The following is a 16,907-nucleotide window of genomic DNA, read 5'->3' as shown; positions in this document are numbered from 1 at the left end:
TTATGCCATATTTTTGAGGATGAATGGGCTTTTTTTGTTAGATTCTTTTCTTGCAAGTTTGCTATCCCAGTTTTGTTAAACAAATGAATGTAAATTAGGAGGGAAAAAGGTGCAGGCTAAAGCGTTTTCGGATGATCAATTGGTGATGGAGGAAATTAACGGAGCAGACTTACTCATTCAATTAATCATCAATGAAGGAGTAGACGTGTTATTTGGTTACCCAGGTGGAGCAGTTCTAACAATCTATGATGCCTTATATGGAAAAAGCATTAAACATATTCTATCGCGACATGAGCAAGGATCGATTCATGCAGCGGAAGGATATGCACGTGTGACAGGAAAACCTGGCGTCGTCATTGCAACTTCAGGACCGGGTGCAACAAATTTAGTGACCGGTATTACTGACGCCATGATGGATTCTTTGCCTCTGGTCGTCTTTACAGGACAGGTAGCAAGTACAGTGATTGGGTCTGATGCCTTTCAAGAGGCAGATGTGATCGGAATAACAACACCGATTACGAAACATAACTATCAAGTTCGTGATATAAAGGATCTTCCAAGAATCGTGAAGGAAGCTTTCCATATCGCATCGACAGGGAGGCCTGGGCCAGTAGTCATTGATATTCCAAAGGATATTTGTTCACAAAAAATCAAGCTATCAACCGATGTTGAACTGCAATTACCAGGTTATCAACCGAATTACAGTCCCAACGTCTTACAAATAAAGAAACTAGTAGAGGCACTGGCTAAGGCGAAAAAACCGGTTATTTTAGCCGGAGCCGGTATATTGCATTCTGGTGCAAATGAATTACTTTTCGAATTTGCAACTAATAACCAAATACCAGTCACTAATACTTTACTAGGCTTAGGAAGTTTTCCTGCTGAGCATCCTTTATTTTTAGGAATGGCGGGGATGCATGGAACATATACAGCCAATATGGCACTGTATGAAACGGATTTACTTATTAATATCGGGGCACGGTTTGATGATCGCTTAACTGGAAAATTAGAGCACTTTGCACCACATGCGATGATTGCCCACATTGATATTGATGCAGCTGAAATTGGTAAAAATGTCGAAACGCATGTTCCAATTGTTGCAGATGCGAAGGAAGCATTAGTAAAGCTATTGGAAGAAGACATACCACAATTAGAAATCGAGCAATGGAACGAGAAGCTATCCCAAAATAAAGAGCAATTCCCTTTATGGTATAGCGAGAGTGGAGAGGAAATGTCTCCGCAACGATTAATCGAGCTCGTCCATCAATATACAGAGGGAAATGCAATTATTACCACCGATGTTGGTCAGCATCAAATGTGGGCGGCACAATATTATCATTTTTCTAAGCCAAATCGTTGGGTCACTTCGGGGGGCTTAGGAACAATGGGCTTTGGGTTTCCAGCAGCCATTGGTGCACAGTTAGCAAATCTAGACCAAACCGTTGTCGCAATTGTTGGTGATGGAGGTTTCCAAATGACTCTTCAGGAATTGGCCGTAGTGAAGGAGCATCATTTGCCGATAAAAGTGGTGATTGTCAATAATTATTCACTTGGTATGGTACGACAATGGCAGGAAACCTTTTATGAAGAGCGTTATTCCTATTCAAAGATTCCCGTACAACCAGATTTTATTAAACTGGCAGAAAGCTATGGAATTAAAGGAGTACGTGTAACGAATGAAGAGGAGGCTGCAAGGGTTTTCGCTGAATGTTTAACAGATGATTCACCGGTTGTCATTGACTGCCGTGTAAAACAAGAAGAAAATGTGTATCCAATGATCGCTCCTGGTAAGGGATTACATGAAATGATCGGGGTGAAACCATGAAACGGGTAGTAACTGCAACAGTGTTAAATCAAAGCGGTGTGCTAAATCGTGTGACAGGAGTGCTATCAAAACGGCAATTCAATATTGATAGCATCACCGTTGGTCGAACAGAGAATGAAGGAATTTCAAGAATGACCATTGTTGTAAATGTAGAAGATGAAAAGCAGGTTGAGCAGCTAACGAAGCAATTAAATAAATTAATCGATGTATTGAAGGTTGCAGATATTACTGATCAAGCCATTGTCGCTAGAGAACTTGCGTTAATCAAGGTACTAAGCACCCCTCAAACAAGAAGTGAAATTGGCGGTATCGTCGAACCCTTTAGAGCATCGATTATTGATGTTAGCAAGGAAAGCATTACCATCCAGGTGACTGGTGATACAGAAAAAATCGAAGCATTAATTGATCTATTAAGACCTTATGGAATTAAGGAAATGGTTCGCACTGGTTTAACGGCCTTCTTAAGAGGCTCTCAAAAGCCAGTAACTGAACTAACTTCCTATTCCCTATTAAAATAATTAACGATTAAAGGAGAAGATGAAAAATGGCAAAAGTATATTATGATTCAGATATTCAAGATGAGGTTTTAAGAAATAAAAAAATCGCGATCATTGGTTATGGCTCACAAGGTCATGCACATGCACAAAACTTACGTGAAAGTGGATTTGATGTGGTAGTAGGATTACGTAAGGGAAAATCATGGGAGCAAGCTGAACAGGATGGTTTTGCAGTGAAATCTGTTAAAGAAGCAAGTGAAGAAGCCGATGTCATTATGGTTCTTTTACCTGATGAAAGACAAACTCAAGTATATAAAGAAGAAATTGAACCCGTACTATATCCGGGCAAAGCAATTGCTTTTGCACATGGCTTTAATGTTCATTTTAATCAAATCGTTCCTCCAGAAAATGTAGATGTGTTCTTAGTAGCACCAAAAGGACCTGGACATTTAGTACGTAGAACATATGTTGAGGGTGCAGGCGTTCCAGCTCTTATCGGAATTTACCAAGACGTAACTGGCGAAGCAAAAGACGTGGCACTTGCTTATTCCAAAGGAATCGGTGGTTCTCGAGCAGGGGTTCTCGAAACGACGTTTAAGGAAGAAACTGAAACTGATTTATTTGGTGAGCAGGCAGTCCTTTGCGGTGGATTAACATCACTTATTAAAGCAGGATTTGAAACATTGACAGAAGCAGGATACCAGCCTGAAGTTGCATATTTTGAATGTCTTCATGAAATGAAATTGATTGTTGATTTGATTTATGAAGGAGGACTAAAAGGAATGCGCTATTCGATTTCAGATACAGCACAATGGGGTGACTTTGTTTCTGGACCAAGAGTAGTGAATGAAGATACGAAAAAACGGATGGGAGAATTGTTAAAGGAAATTCAATCTGGTCAATTTGCTAAAGGTTGGGTATTAGAAAATCAAGCGAATCGTCCTGTATTTAATGCGATTAATGCAAGTGAAAATCAGCATCCAATTGAAGTAGTTGGCGAGGAATTACGTAAGCTCATGCCATTTGTTAAGAAGGAGAAGAAAGAAGAGGAAGTGGCAGCATATGCAAAAAATTAACATTTTTGATACGACCCTTCGAGATGGCGAACAGTCTGCAGGAGTGAACTTAAATGCGATAGAAAAGCTTGAAATTGCCAAACAGCTCGAACGACTTGGAGTAGATATTATGGAGGCGGGATTTCCCGCTTCCTCCCAAGGAGATTTTCTAGCAGTACAATCAATCGCAAGATCGATCCGTAATAGTTCAATCACTGGATTAGCAAGAGCGAATAAACGGGATATTGATATTGCTTGGGATGCATTAAAGGATTCTGAGGAGCCGAGAATTCACATTTTTCTTGCAACTTCCCCGATTCATATGACCTATAAATTAAGAAAAACCCCTGATGAAGTATTGGAGTCAGCAGTTGAGGCTGTAAAATACGCCAAACAAAGATTTTCCCACGTACAATGGTCTGCTGAGGATGCAAGTCGGTCAGATAAATGGTTTCTAGTAAAAATTATTAGTGAAGTCATTCAAGCTGGTGCAACAGTTATTAATCTACCTGATACAGTCGGTTATAGTACACCGAAGGAGTATGGCGAGCTTTTCTCGTTTATTCGGGAAAATGTTCCTTCTATTGATAAGGTGATTCTGTCAGCACATTGTCATGATGATTTAGGGATGGCAACCGCAAATTCACTGGCTGCTATTGAAAATGGTGTACGGCAAATAGAAGGCACGATTAATGGTATTGGTGAAAGAGCTGGAAATGCTGCATTAGAGGAAATAGCGGTAGCTCTTCATATTCGCCAAGATTATTACCAGGCAAAAACAGGATTAAAGCTAGATGAAATTAAACATACGAGTCAGCTAATTAGTAAATTAACGGGAATGGTCGTTCCAGGAAATAAAGCAGTTGTTGGTGCAAATGCATTTGCTCATGAATCAGGAATTCATCAAGACGGTGTGTTAAAGGAAGCATCTACCTATGAAATTATTACTCCTGAACTCATTGGAGTCGCATCGAATAACTTAGTTCTCGGAAAGCATTCTGGAAGACATGCGTTTAAGCAAAAAGCCTTGGAATTAGGATTTGAGCTGACACCGGAAAAGCTGAAAGATGCGTTTGATTCATTTAAAGCATTAACGGATCGAAAGAAAGAAGTGACCGAGGATGACCTATTTGCGATTCTTACGGATAAACAGACTGAACAAATTGATGTGAAAACCTATGAGCTGCAAAGTGTTCAGGTGCAATATGGTACAAATAATATCCCAACAGCTACCGTAGTTGTGAAGTCTCCAAATGGTAGTGTCCTAGAAGAGGCAGGAACCGGTGCAGGTAGTGTGGAGGCAATCTATAATACATTATCACGAATGATTGATGGTCCGGTAGAGTTAAAAGATTATAAGCTTCATTCGCTTGGTTCTGGAAGAGATGCATTAGCCGATGCCTTTGTTAAGGTCCAGTATAGTGGAGTTGAATCCGGTGGAAGAGGCTCGGCACAGGATGTCTTAGAGGCGTCAGCAAAGGCCTATTTAAATGCGATTAATCGAGTCATTGTTCATGAAGAATATAAAAAGGAAAAATTACAAGTTTAGATGATAACTCCAAACTATTAAACTTTTACAAAAATCAAAGGAGGCAAGGTTTATGAATAAAAGAATCGCAGTTTTACCTGGTGATGGAATTGGCTCTGAGGTGATGAATGGTGCTGTTCGAGTCCTTCAAGCCATATCTGATTGTTTCGATCATGAGTTTAGTTTCGAGGAAGGTTTAATAGGTGGTGCAGCAATCGATGATTGCGGCCAGCCCCTTCCAGAATCTACTTTAGCCTTATGTAGGGAGAGTGATGCGATTCTTTTAGGAGCGGTTGGTGGGCCCAAATGGGATTCCACTTCACATGCTGTCAGACCAGAGCAAGGACTACTTGGACTAAGAAAGGAATTAGGTCTTTTTGCAAACCTACGTCCCGTTACAGCCTATGAACCGCTCATCCATGCCTCCACATTGAAAAAGGAAGTTATTGAAAACGTAGATTTATTAATTGTTAGAGAGTTAACTGGTGGACTTTATTTTGGAAAACCAAGTGAAAGACGTGGAGAAAACAAAGAATTAGTTGTTGATACATTAGTCTATAACGTTTTTGAGATTGAAAGAGTGGTAGAAAAAGCATTTCAATTAGCACAAAAGCGGAGAGGAATACTAACATCCGTCGATAAAGCGAATGTACTGGAATCGAGTCGAATGTGGCGTGAAGTAGTTAATCGCATCGAAAAAAAATACCCAGATGTAACAGTCAACCATATGTTAGTCGACTCGGCGTCTATGCAACTTATTTATCGTCCGGAACAGTTTGATGTAATCGTTACAGAAAATTTATTCGGAGATATTTTAAGTGATGAAGCCTCTATGATTACTGGTTCACTAGGGATGCTTCCGTCGGCAAGTTTACGAAGTGATTTAGTCGGATTATATGAACCTGTTCATGGGTCTGCCCCTGATATCGCTGGGAAAAATTTAGCCAATCCGTTAGGCATGATCTTATCGACAGCCTTAATGCTTAAATTTTCATTTGGCCTAGATAAGGAAGCACATATTATTGAGGAAGCGGTCATGAAGGTATTGAATGAAGGGTATCACACAGGTGATTTAAATCTACAACATGGAAAACAGGTTGGGACAACAGAAATGGTTCAAAAAGTCATTGATGCTATTAATGAAAATCAAGCAATCTCAGGTATTTTGACTACCTATATTTGTGGTTAGGGGGGGATTTGATGCATCCGAAAACAATTATCGAAAAAATATGGGAACAGCATTTGATACATCAGGAGGAAGGAAAACCAGATTTACTTTATATTGATTTGCATTTAGTACATGAAGTAACATCTCCACAAGCATTTGAGGGACTACGACTCAATCAGCGAACTGTCAGACGACCGGATCTAACCTTTGCAACAGTCGATCATAATGTATCTACTACGAAGCTTCGTGTCTCCAATGATCCTATTGCCAAAAAACAAATGAGCACATTGGAGAAAAATTGTGAGGAATTTAAGATCCCATTAGCTGGCATTGATCATCCTGATCAAGGGATTGTTCATGTGATTGGTCCTGAACTAGGTTTGACCACTCCTGGAAAAACAATTGTATGTGGCGATAGTCATACTTCTACACATGGTGCATTTGGTGCCATCGCTTTTGGAATCGGCACAAGTGAAGTGGAACATGTTCTTGCTACTCAAACTCTATGGCAAAGGCGACCGAAAACATTACAAATTAAAGTAAATGGCAAGCTAGGTCTTGGTGTGACAGCGAAAGATTTAATTTTAGCGATCATAGGTAAATTCGGTATCGATGTTGGCACAGGATATATTGCTGAATATACAGGTGAAGCCATACGGAATATGTCAATGGAGGAGCGGATGACAATCTGTAATATGTCCATTGAAGCTGGAGCAAGAGCAGGTTTAATCAGCCCAGATGAAACAACCATTTCTTATTTAAATGGTAGAAAGTATGCACCGAAGGGAACAGAATTTGAAAAAGCAGCTGAATATTGGTTAAGTCTAGCCACAGATGAAGGTGCTGAATATGACCGCACGATTGAAATTGATGCAAATGAAATTGCGCCACAAGTGACATGGGGGACTAATCCATCCATGTGCTTATCTGTAAATGATTTACTACCATCAACTGACACCATCACAGATAAAAGTGAGAAGGAATCGGTCGAAAAGGCCCTTCAATATATGGGACTTACCGGTGGTACACCTATAGAGGAGATTGAAATACAGCATGTCTTTATTGGCTCATGTACGAACTCTCGTCTGAGTGATTTACGTCATGCGGCTGAAGTGATTAAGGGGCATCATGTGCATGAGAATGTAAGAGCATTAGTTGTACCAGGCTCACAAACGGTTAAAGCACTTGCTGAGGCGGAAGGTTTGGATAAAATCTTTATCGAAGCAGGCTTTGAGTGGCGGGAATCGGGCTGTAGTATGTGTTTAGCAATGAATGATGATGTTGTGCCCCCAGGGGAAAGATGTGCATCCACTTCCAATCGGAATTTTGAAGGACGACAAGGAAATGGATCAAGAACACATCTTGTAAGCCCAGCTATGGCTGCAGCAGCTGCGATTCATGGACGATTTGTTGATGTGAGAAAAATGGAAAAGGTCTACCAATAGGAGGTGAATATTTGTGCAGCCATTTCAAACATTTCAAGGATTAGTTGTACCACTTGATCGAACGAATGTCGATACAGATCAAATTATCCCAAAACAATTTCTCAAACGCATTGAAAGACAAGGCTTTGGAGAATGTCTCTTTTACCATTGGCGTTTTAATGAAAATGGCGAGGAAATAAAAGAGTTTCCTCTGAATCAAGAAAAATATAAAGGTGCGCAAATACTTGTAGCTGGACCGAATTTTGGCTGTGGATCATCCCGCGAGCATGCTCCATGGGCCCTTCAGGATTACGGGTTTAAAGTCATTATTGCTCCAAGCTTTGCTGATATTTTTTATAATAATTGTTTGAAAAATGGTCTTTTACCTATTCAATTAAATCTTGAAACGGTCAAATCACTAATAGACAAAGCGAATGAGGCAACTATTGAGTTAACGGTTGATTTAGAAAATGAACGACTAACCTATGATGATCAGGTCATCTATTTTGAAATGGATCCATATCAGAAGGAAACACTTTTAAAAGGCTTGGATGATATTGCAATCACGATGATGCTTGAAGACAAAATTGCAAGCTATGAGGAAAAATGTAAAGGAATTAGCTAATAATTGAATCACTGCAACCGCAGTGATTTTTTGTGGATGGATATAATATACTATGGTTCTGTGATACACTAAAATAAGAAAGTGCAAGCTCCTAGATCTTCCTAACAACCAGGGGGAAACGACCATTGCTAGCTGGTTATTAATTTGAAGAGCTAGAGCTTGGAGCTGGATTTTATACGTTTACCTTAAATAAAGGGGGATGAGTATGATTCGAACTATATTATTTGATGTTGATGGTGTTTTACTAAGTGAAGAACGGTATTTCGATGCGTCCGCATTAACTGTTTGGGAGCTTTTACATAGTAAAAATTATTTAGGATTAGAATCAGATCAATTTAAAATTGTATTAAACGATGAAGAAATAACAAGCATTAGGAATACCGTTTTTCAAAATGACCAGGTGCTTAAGTTTTTTAAGTCAAAAGGATTAAATGCAAATTGGGATATGATTTATTTAACCTTTAGCTTTCAACTAATTCATCTTTTAGAGCAAGTGGTGGGTGAAGAAAAAGAGAATATCTCCAAGTGGTTAACTTCAGAAATTGATCGTAGCGTATTACTTGAAATACAAGAAAGCTTAGCTCAGTATAAAGCAACGATTAATTATGACGAATTTATTAGCGAGTTTCAAAATGCAAAGGCAAATAGCAAGGAAGATTTATTTGACTATTTAAATGTATTGGTTGAACAGAAATTTGGAATCAAGACTAATTTATTTAGTGAAAAGAATCATCTTTGGTCGGTTTGTGAGCATGTATCACAAGAATGGTATGTTGGGGACGAAAATGTACTTTCCTCAACAGGGAGACCATCTGTTCAGTTAGGGAAGAAGGGTTTTCTTTCTGACGAAAAGACATTAGCAAAGCCTGAGCAAATTGGGCAGCTTTTTCAGGAGTTGACTGATGCTGGCTTGCAAATTGGGATTGGAACAGGAAGACCGGATCTTGAAACCATTAAGCCTTTCGAGTATTTGAACTGGCTAAACTATTTTGATCGGAATCATATTGTCACAGCCGATGAAGTTCTTGAAGCAGAGAAACAGCATCCAAGCTATGCCCCTTTATCTAAGCCGAATCCATATACATTTATCCAAGCAGAGAAGGGGAAACAAACTCCGGTTGCATCGTGCTTAAAGCTAGATCTTCCATTAGAAAATGGGGATCAAATATTAGTGGTCGGTGATTCCTTAGCCGATCTATTAGCGGCAAGAGACATGGGCTGCCGATTCGCAGCGGTACTAACAGGATTATCTGGGAAGGAAGCAAGAAAGGAATTTGAAGAACATCAAGCCGAATTTATTCTCGACTCCGTGTTGGATGTAAAGGAAATTGTTTTGGAAAATGTTCGTAAGGGATAAATATTTCCTGTTTAAATGGAGCTGTTCATAAAATTGAACAGCTCCTTCATTTATACTTATAGCCACTCTAATAGTTCAATTCGATTACCAAAAGGGTCATTCACATAGATTCGATTGGCCCCAGGTAGTTGAGTATCTACGGTGAATTTAATTGAGTGCTTAGTTAAATGCTGTTTTAGCTCCTCAAGATTTTCTATCTCAAATGCAGGATGTGCTTTTTTAGCAGGGGAAAAAGGGTCTTCGATGCCGATATGTATTTGATAATGATCAAATCCAAACCATACACCCCCACGTTTTTTTAATTCCTCGGGCTTTTCAATTTCTTGAAGTCCTAGTATTCTCCCAAAAAATTCTCTTGCTTCCTGCTCACAGCCTTTCGGTGCAGCTAGTTGTACATGGTCAATTGTTTTAAATGCAAAAGTCATATTAAAACCCCCTTCGTTACCCTCATTGTATTTGAAGTAGAGTAATAAGAAAATACTGAAATGATTATACTTTTAGTTAAGTTTTTCTTATGAAGTGAACAGCATTAAATGCATGTTTTAATGGATTGGAACAGCATGTACGGGGGATGTTTAGTAGAATTTACAGGGGTACGGATATAATAGGGAAGCAAGTTATTGCATTTTGGTAATAGGGTATCTCATGAACTCGGTAACCAATGGGCGTGGTTGATTCCCGTGAAGGGGGATATTCCGTGTCCAGGGTAACTAAAGAACGTGATAGATTCCCCTGTCGGAGGATATTCCGTGTCTAGGGTAACCAAAAAGCGTGATAGATTCCCCAGGCGGAGGATATTCCGTGTGCAGGGTAACTAAAGAACGTGATAGATTCCCCTGTCGGAGGATATTCCGTGTCTAGGGTAACCAAAGAACGTGTAAGATTCCCCAGAAGGAGGATATTATGTGTGCAGGGTAACCAAAGAGCGTGATAGATTCCCCAGGCGGAGGATATTCCGTGTGCAGGGTAACCAAAGAGCGTGATAGATTCCCCTGATGGGGGATATTCCGTGTTCAGAGTAACCAAAGTGTGTGATAGATTCCCCTAATGGGGGATATTTCGTGTTTAGGGTAACCAAAGTGAGAGTTAGCTTCCCCTGGTGGAGGAAATTCGATTAAGTCCGTATAATTGTGTAAAAAAAAATGCAAAAAAAAATGAGTCATTTTATTCACTCTTGGCAACACTGTTTTCAACCACGATAAACAATGAAAAGAGGAATAAATATGACTCAAGTACAGTTTAACCTAAATTTGGATGTTTTAAAAGAAGCCATTGTAAATTCCAACCTTGATATGGTTATAAAATCAGCGGTTGTCTTAGTACTAAACGAATTTATGGAAAAAGAAAGGGATGACTATTTAAAGGCTGCACCTTATGAACGAGCTGTTGAACGCCGTGACTATCGCAACGGTTATTATGAACGTGATCTTATGATGAGCATCGGTACCTTAACACTTAAGGTACCACGGACACGCAACGGGGAATTCTCAACTACCGTTTTTGAAAAATATGCCCGTTGTGACCAGGCATTGGTCCTCTCTATGCTGGAAATGGTCATCAATGGTGTTTCAACTAGGAATGTTACCAATATTGTCGAACAGCTTTGCGGCAAGAACATTTCCAAGTCGTTTGTATCATCACTTACACAAAAGCTTGATCCCATTGTGAACGAGTGGGCTAAGAGACCCTTAAATACAACATACTACCCTTTCGTATTCGTTGACGCTATGTATATAAAGGTGCGCGAGCACCAAAGCGTTGTTTCCAAGGCTGTTTATATTGCCACTGCCATTACTGAGAAGAATACACGTGAAATAATTGGCTTGAGTGTTGACCATGCGGAAAGTTATGAGAGTTGGGGGCAGTTCTTCCAACAGCTAAAATCACGGGGCCTTCAATCTCCCAAACTAATCATCTCTGATGCCCATCAAGGTCTCCAAAAAGCGATACAGCGTGAATTTATTGGGACAGCTTGGCAAAGATGTAATGTCCATTTTAAGCGAAATATCTTTGATAAACTTCCCAAAAAGAGCTCGGCTGAAATCAAGACAATGATCAAACGCGTATTTGAAGCAGTAACCATTGATGATATCCGTCTGTTTAAAGATGAGCTAATGAGTAGGTTCGGGACAGAGCCAAAGTTTGAAAAAGCACTCTCTATATTAGATGAGGGGTTCGAAGATACCATCCAGTATATGATCTTTCCCGAAAGTATCCGATGCCACATCCGTAGTACCAATTCCCTTGAACGGTTGAACCAAGAAGTCCGTAGAAGAGAAAGGGTCATACGTATTTTTCCAAACACCCAATCGGCTTTTCGCTTGATTGGAGCTGTTCTAATGCAATATCAGGATACGGTTTACGCTAAGAGAAAAGCACTTATGGGTGGAAGATAGAACAGATTATTTTCAGCTAAACTTCCATCATGGATGATCACATATCCGGTAAGGGATGTCAAATTGAAAACCATTTGACATCCCTTACCGGATATGAAGTTCAAAATCCATGGAAGTTTCGCAAAAAAAATAAAAGGGTTAAGGTTGAAAGTACTTGCCAGTGATTTTACACAAAAACCAGGACTTGACTGGAAATTCTGTGAGCAGGGTAACGAAAGAGCGAGTTAGCTTCCCCAGAAGGAGGAAATAACCTGTCCAGGGTAACGAAAGAGCGTGTTTGATTACTCTGATGGAGGAAACTCTGTGTCCAGGGTAACGAAAGAGCATGTTAGCTTCCCCTGGAGGAGGAAATAACGTGTGCAGGGTAACTAAAGTGTATGTTAGATTCCCCAGAAGGAGGAACCAATGTGTGCAGGGTAACTAAAGTACGTGTTTGATTACTCTGAAGGAGGAAATAACGTGTCTAGGGTAACCAAAGAGTGAGTTAGCTTCCCATGAAGGAAGATAAGCACAAACAATGAATCAACCTTCTCCCAAAGGATGCTGTGAAAGCTAGCATTTTGGACTATCCTTTGATAATATTTAATTTAAAAACTTATGATGGAGGTGGATTATGAAAAAACAATGGAACCTATTATTTGCACTCGTTGTCGTCTTAATTATTGCCATTTTTTCTGTGATCAATGTCGAACCGGTAACGGTAAATTATTTATTTGGTAAAGCCGAGTGGCCATTAATTCTTGTCATTATTGGATCTGTTTTACTGGGAGCAATATTGGTGGGGTTAATTGGTATGATGAAAATTTATCAGCTTCAAAGAGCCTTAAAAAAAGTAGGTCATAATGATATAAATGATGATTTAGAGCGGTAGAATCGGATTGCTGTTAAGCAAACCTATAAAAAGTTGAACGGAATCGTATGTTACATAAGGAAGAACAGCAGATTACGTATGCATAAAAAAGTAAAAAAAGGGTTGTCTATTTAGGCGTTAGAAATAGCTTTTGGACAACCCTGTTGTTTTTTATTTCTCTAAATAATATCGGCAGCGTTCGTGAATCGAAGAGAATTTATATTACAATTCCTTCACTAAATTAAACCAAGTCTCACCTGCATGTGTCGAAACAGATTTACCTTCATTAACGAAACCATTGGCTTCATAAAAAGGAATTAAATCATCTAAGCAGGTTAAAGTTATTCCGCTTCTTTGACTTTTTTTACAAGCTTCTTCTAGCTTATCTAACAGACTAGTAGCAATTCCTTGCCCTCTATAATCAGGGTGAACGACAAGGCTAAGAATACTTTGGAAGCCCTCATTTGTAGGATTGGGATGAGTATTCTCAAAGAGATCATCCGTCAAATAACGATGATTTATCACTGGACCTACAACATATCCCATTATTTTATCCTGTTCATCTCTCGCAACAATAAACGTATCAGGTATATTCTTAATTCGTTCTCTCATTGCTTTTTCCGTAGCCGCTTCATCAGGTCTGAATCCTAAATTCTCGATATGCATGAGCTCTTTTAAATCATTTAAACCGGGTTTGGTGTAATGAATATTCATTATGAAATCTCCTTCGTAACTAGTTTATTCATTATAAAAATACTTAGGATATTTTCTCAATATTTTGTTACTAAGTGAACAGCAAACAATTATCACAATTCTTTTTCTTAATTACTGTAATTAAAGAAACACGAGTAATTGAAGTCCTCGTGTCGATTTTACAAAATTTATAAATGCAATGCTTTCTCTACACTTAACTCTTCCTCATAGGATAGCTCCAAAATTTGTACATCCTCTAGTCCAGAGATTGAGTGGAGAGCATGTGTGACTTCTTGTTCGATCTTTTTATCAAGAGTGAGGATCATGATTGCTTCTCCACCTATCGCTGCACGCCCTACCTGCATTGTTCCGATATTAATAGAATAACTGCCCAATATCGATCCAACCTGACCAATCATTCCTGGAATGTCCTGATGTTTTATATAGAGGAGATGTTGCTCAGGGCGTACATCTACACGATAGTTATTAATATTAACAATTCGAGCACCATATCCATTTAGGACCGTCGCACCGATATTGACCTTTTTATCTCCTTTATATAAAACTAGTTCCATATAGTTGGCGAAGCCTTTATTTGTAGCATTTCTTTGGACATTATAGGAAAGCCCATGTTCCTTTAATAAGTGAATGGCATTGATTAAATTAACTGAATCACTTAAATGATAGGAGAGTATGCCTTTTACCATATATCTCGTTAAGAGACTCGTATCTTCTTCGACTAGATCTCCGTAATAGGCGATATCAATTTTTTCTGGTGCTTTCTTCAGTAATTGTATGGCGATTTCAGCTAGTTGTTCACCAAGCTGAAGATACGGTTTCATTTTTTGTTGGGTTTCTCCAGACATTTGTGGAGCATTAACTGCGTGACGAATCGTTTGCGATTCGAAAATATTGATAATCTCATCACTTACTTCTTTTGCGACTTTTTCTTGAGCTTCTTCTGTAGATGCTCCGAGATGTGGGGTGACAATGATGTTTGGATGTTGGAGTAAATCTAAGTTAGTAGGAGGCTCTTGCGTAAATACATCTAAGGCAGCACCAGCAACATGACCGCTTTGTATGGCACGGATTAAGGCAGCTTCATCAATAATTCCACCACGGGCACAATTAATGATTCGTACTCCCCGTTTTGTTTTTTGTAAAAACTCATCGTTAACTAGGTTTCGTGTTTCTTTAATGAGTGGGGTGTGGACAGTGATAAAGTCAGACTGAATGGCAATTTCATTAATGCTTGCCTTAACGATACCAAGCTTTTTGGCGCGTTCCTCAGTTAGATAAGGATCATACCCTAATATCTTCATTTGGAAGCTTTTTGCCCGTTTCGCCACTTCCGTTCCAATCTTCCCCATCCCAATAATACCAAGTGTTTTTTCATATAGCTCAACCCCTTTAAAAGCATTTCGATTCCACTCACCGTTTGACATGGATTGATAGGCATGTGGGATTCTACGAGCTAATGAAAGTAGCATCGCTAAGGTATGTTCACAGGCAGCAATGGTGTTCGCACCAGGTGCATTAATGACAATAATTCCTTTTCTAGTGGCTGCCTCAACATCAATATTGTCGACACCAACACCTGCACGTGCAATGATCTGTAAGCGGTGGGCTGAATGAATCAGCTCCTTCGAAACGATTGTTTGACTACGGACAATCAGGGCATCATAATTTCCGATGATTTCCCTAAGCTCAGCACTGGATAGCTGATCCTTTTTATCTACTAAAATAGATGGATGCTCATATAAGCTCTGCAATCCCTGAACATTGATAGAGTCTGTTACTAGTATTTTATACATAGTCAATCCAAACCTCCTCGGCCTTTTTCGTTGCTTGCCCAAACACATTTCTACCTTCTATTGTATAAATGGTCATTTCTAGGCCTGTCAGAACTTTTAAAATATCAAAAGGGGTGCAATAGCCCATATGACCAATTCGGAAGATTTCTCCCTTTAATTTCTTTTGTCCTCCAGCAATGGTGATGGAGTACTTATCTTGAAGGGTCTTTTTGATTTGATTTGCTTTTCCATTTAAAGGTTTAACTGAAGTGACAGTAGGGGAAGCATGCTCATCTGAAACCAGTAATGGCAGCTCGAGTGCTTTGATCCCTTCGCGAACCATTGTTTTTAGAAGCTGATGTCTCTGAATCACTTGCTCTAAGCCTTCTTCTTCAATCATGTAGCAAACCTCAAGTGCTCCGGCTATTAGTGAAACGGCAGGTGTAAATGGTGTTGATTTTTCCTTATCATAGGATGCAAAATAGCGATTTAAATCTAAATAGAACCGTTTAGATGGACAGGATTGAATCCTTTCTCTTGCGATTTGATTGACAGCAATAAAGGCCAGGCCAGGTGGTAGCATTAAGGCTTTTTGCGAGCCGGAAACAAGAATATCAATATTCCATGCGGCCATATCCACTGGTACGGCACCAATGCAACTGACACCATCAACAATAAATAATGCATCTGTTATTCGCTTGGTCACAGCGCCTAACTCCTTAATGGGGTTTAGAACACCGGTGGATGTTTCACAATAAGTAGCAAATACCGCCTTACAATCCTTATGAGCATATAAAAAATTCTCCAATTGGTCTGGAGTGCATATTTCACCCCATGGAATCGTTAAACGATGTACGATCGCACCAAAGGTTTCACAAATCGTGGCAAAGCGTTCTCCAAAGGCACCAGTTACAATTACAACGACTGGATCATTCTCTTCAATAATATTAGCTGCAGCGGCTTCTAATGCGGATGTCCCACTACCTGTTAGTACGAGGACGGGATCCTTTGAACCGAAGATCGGCATGAGTCTTGTGGAGACCTCTTCTAGTAATTGTGCAAACGCTTGACCTCTATGACCAATCATAGGTTGATTCATAGCGAGCTTTACACGCTCAGGGATTGGAGTGGGGCCTGGAGTAAATAAGTATTGCTGGTTTAGTAACATGTTTTCTCATTCCTTTCATGATCATTTTCTAGCAAAGTAAGGCTGTTTTCGTATAAGAGTGTGGCTTTTATAAAGTGTTCTTATGAAGTTTGCAGCTCTTTTTTCAGTGGAATGTAGGGATTGTCGGTCATGAACCTTTTTAGCTACATAGCAACAAGGTTTAAGAAAAGAGCTTAAAAATAAAAGCCCCTCATAATCAGCCGATTTTCAGCCAATTATGAGGGACGATCATCCGTGGTGCCACCCTCTTTTATTACTATGTACATAGTAACCTTCATGAAAATAACGGCATCATACCGTGATAGCCTACTTGAATGGTTCAGCTATCCAGTTCAGAAGTGCTCGGCATTATGAAGCAAAAGTATCGGTTTGCAGCAACCACCGACTCTCTAAAAACTCTTCCTTCACACCATCTTCATCGAAACTTTTAGAAAAATGATATTGTTTAAAATACTTTACCAAATTCCTTTATTCATGTAAAGGATTAAAATTAGATTTTTTTATCCTTTATCACACCTGTCTGTAACC

Annotated in this window: 14 protein-coding genes and 1 other annotated feature; of the genes, 10 read left to right on the top strand and 4 right to left on the bottom strand. The window is 39.4% G+C overall.

All coding sequences use genetic code 11. The annotated features are described in order from the left end of the window. The first annotated feature begins 145 nt into the window (after positions 1 to 145). The 8 genes from ilvB to MHI39_RS20680 all read left to right on the top strand — a co-directional run bounded on the left by ilvB (position 146) and on the right by MHI39_RS20680 (position 9,479). The gene (ilvB, locus tag MHI39_RS20715) at positions 146 to 1,825 is read left to right on the top strand and encodes an acetolactate synthase large subunit (RefSeq protein WP_278892041.1); all 1,680 of its coding nucleotides are present in this window, start codon (positions 146 to 148) and stop codon (positions 1,823 to 1,825) included. Beyond that, positions 1,822 to 2,343 (top strand): acetolactate synthase small subunit, encoded by a 522-nt coding sequence (gene ilvN / locus MHI39_RS20710; RefSeq protein WP_058005701.1) that lies wholly within the window; start codon positions 1,822 to 1,824, stop codon positions 2,341 to 2,343. Before ilvB ends, ilvN begins: the two co-directional genes overlap by 4 nt. A 26-nt stretch (positions 2,344 to 2,369) precedes the next feature. Beyond that, positions 2,370 to 3,398: a ketol-acid reductoisomerase gene (ilvC, locus tag MHI39_RS20705; RefSeq protein ID WP_058005700.1), complete on the top strand. Its 1,029-nt coding sequence runs from the start codon at positions 2,370 to 2,372 to the stop codon at positions 3,396 to 3,398. Then, positions 3,385 to 4,926 (top strand): 2-isopropylmalate synthase, encoded by a 1,542-nt coding sequence (locus MHI39_RS20700; RefSeq protein ID WP_058005699.1) that lies wholly within the window; start codon positions 3,385 to 3,387, stop codon positions 4,924 to 4,926. Before ilvC ends, MHI39_RS20700 begins: the two co-directional genes overlap by 14 nt. Positions 4,927 to 4,978: 52 nt before the next feature. Further along, positions 4,979 to 6,094 (top strand): 3-isopropylmalate dehydrogenase, encoded by a 1,116-nt coding sequence (gene leuB / locus MHI39_RS20695; protein WP_058005698.1) that lies wholly within the window; start codon positions 4,979 to 4,981, stop codon positions 6,092 to 6,094. Between the two features lie 11 nt (positions 6,095 to 6,105). Continuing rightward, positions 6,106 to 7,518, top strand: coding sequence for a 3-isopropylmalate dehydratase large subunit (leuC, locus tag MHI39_RS20690; protein WP_058005697.1), 1,413 nt, complete (start codon positions 6,106 to 6,108; stop codon positions 7,516 to 7,518). 13 nt (positions 7,519 to 7,531) lie between these two features. Then, entirely contained in the window at positions 7,532 to 8,122 is a 591-nt protein-coding gene (gene leuD, locus MHI39_RS20685; RefSeq protein ID WP_180211592.1) for a 3-isopropylmalate dehydratase small subunit, read from the top strand. 205 nt (positions 8,123 to 8,327) lie between these two features. Then, entirely contained in the window at positions 8,328 to 9,479 is a 1,152-nt protein-coding gene (locus MHI39_RS20680; RefSeq protein WP_278892037.1) for an HAD family hydrolase, read from the top strand. A 56-nt stretch (positions 9,480 to 9,535) separates the two neighbouring features. Here MHI39_RS20680 and MHI39_RS20675 read toward each other — a convergent pair whose 3' ends face one another. Then, positions 9,536 to 9,904 carry a VOC family protein gene (locus MHI39_RS20675; protein WP_278892038.1) on the bottom strand — a complete coding sequence of 123 codons (369 nt, stop codon included), beginning with the start codon at positions 9,902 to 9,904 and terminating at the stop codon, positions 9,536 to 9,538. Between the two features lie 798 nt (positions 9,905 to 10,702). On the opposite strand from MHI39_RS20675, the gene MHI39_RS20670 reads away from it, so the two are divergent. Together MHI39_RS20670 and MHI39_RS20665 are read left to right on the top strand one after the other, a co-directional pair. After that, positions 10,703 to 11,875, top strand: coding sequence for an IS256 family transposase (locus tag MHI39_RS20670; protein ID WP_071976245.1), 1,173 nt, complete (start codon positions 10,703 to 10,705; stop codon positions 11,873 to 11,875). Positions 11,876 to 12,488: 613 nt separating this feature from the next. Beyond that, complete coding sequence (locus tag MHI39_RS20665) at positions 12,489 to 12,746, top strand: lipopolysaccharide assembly protein LapA domain-containing protein (RefSeq protein WP_259547502.1); 258 nt, start codon at positions 12,489 to 12,491, stop codon at positions 12,744 to 12,746. 201 nt (positions 12,747 to 12,947) lie between these two features. Here MHI39_RS20665 and MHI39_RS20660 read toward each other — a convergent pair whose 3' ends face one another. The 3 genes from MHI39_RS20660 to MHI39_RS20650 form a co-directional block, all read right to left on the bottom strand. Continuing rightward, positions 12,948 to 13,439, bottom strand: a complete 492-nt coding sequence (locus MHI39_RS20660) for a GNAT family N-acetyltransferase (protein ID WP_259547498.1) — start codon at positions 13,437 to 13,439, stop codon at positions 12,948 to 12,950. 167 nt (positions 13,440 to 13,606) lie between these two features. Beyond that, positions 13,607 to 15,232: a phosphoglycerate dehydrogenase gene (gene serA, locus MHI39_RS20655; RefSeq protein ID WP_212944366.1), complete on the bottom strand. Its 1,626-nt coding sequence runs from the start codon at positions 15,230 to 15,232 to the stop codon at positions 13,607 to 13,609. After that, positions 15,225 to 16,379, bottom strand: a complete 1,155-nt coding sequence (locus tag MHI39_RS20650; RefSeq protein ID WP_278892229.1) for an alanine--glyoxylate aminotransferase family protein — start codon at positions 16,377 to 16,379, stop codon at positions 15,225 to 15,227. Before MHI39_RS20650 ends, serA begins: the two co-directional genes overlap by 8 nt. A gap of 217 nt (positions 16,380 to 16,596) precedes the next feature. Then, positions 16,597 to 16,810, bottom strand: a binding site (T-box leader). Positions 16,811 to 16,907: the final 97 nt, after the last annotated feature.

The sequence above is a fragment of the Heyndrickxia sp. FSL K6-6286 genome (genome assembly GCF_038630395.1).
Taxonomy (GTDB): domain Bacteria; phylum Bacillota; class Bacilli; order Bacillales; family Bacillaceae_C; genus Heyndrickxia; species Heyndrickxia oleronia.
The sequence above is the reverse complement of the archived record's forward strand: the minus strand, read 5'-3'. Positions and strand labels throughout refer to the sequence as shown.

Bases quoted from the DNA above. Each gene is read 5' to 3' on its own strand.
- ilvN (WP_058005701.1), top strand. From the start codon at position 1,822: ATGAAACGGGTAGTAACTGCAACAGTGTTAAATCAAAGCGGTGTGCTA.
- MHI39_RS20680 (WP_278892037.1), top strand. From the start codon at position 8,328: ATGATTCGAACTATATTATTTGATGTTGATGGTGTTTTACTAAGTGAA.
- MHI39_RS20660 (WP_259547498.1), bottom strand. From the start codon at position 13,439: ATGAATATTCATTACACCAAACCCGGTTTAAATGATTTAAAAGAGCTC.
- serA (WP_212944366.1), bottom strand. From the start codon at position 15,232: ATGTATAAAATACTAGTAACAGACTCTATCAATGTTCAGGGATTGCAG.
- MHI39_RS20700 (WP_058005699.1), top strand. From the start codon at position 3,385: ATGCAAAAAATTAACATTTTTGATACGACCCTTCGAGATGGCGAACAG.
- MHI39_RS20665 (WP_259547502.1), top strand. From the start codon at position 12,489: ATGAAAAAACAATGGAACCTATTATTTGCACTCGTTGTCGTCTTAATT.
- MHI39_RS20670 (WP_071976245.1), top strand. From the start codon at position 10,703: ATGACTCAAGTACAGTTTAACCTAAATTTGGATGTTTTAAAAGAAGCC.
- leuB (WP_058005698.1), top strand. From the start codon at position 4,979: ATGAATAAAAGAATCGCAGTTTTACCTGGTGATGGAATTGGCTCTGAG.
- MHI39_RS20675 (WP_278892038.1), bottom strand. From the start codon at position 9,904: ATGACTTTTGCATTTAAAACAATTGACCATGTACAACTAGCTGCACCG.
- MHI39_RS20650 (WP_278892229.1), bottom strand. From the start codon at position 16,379: ATGTTACTAAACCAGCAATACTTATTTACTCCAGGCCCCACTCCAATC.
- leuC (WP_058005697.1), top strand. From the start codon at position 6,106: ATGCATCCGAAAACAATTATCGAAAAAATATGGGAACAGCATTTGATA.
- ilvB (WP_278892041.1), top strand. From the start codon at position 146: ATGGAGGAAATTAACGGAGCAGACTTACTCATTCAATTAATCATCAAT.
- ilvC (WP_058005700.1), top strand. From the start codon at position 2,370: ATGGCAAAAGTATATTATGATTCAGATATTCAAGATGAGGTTTTAAGA.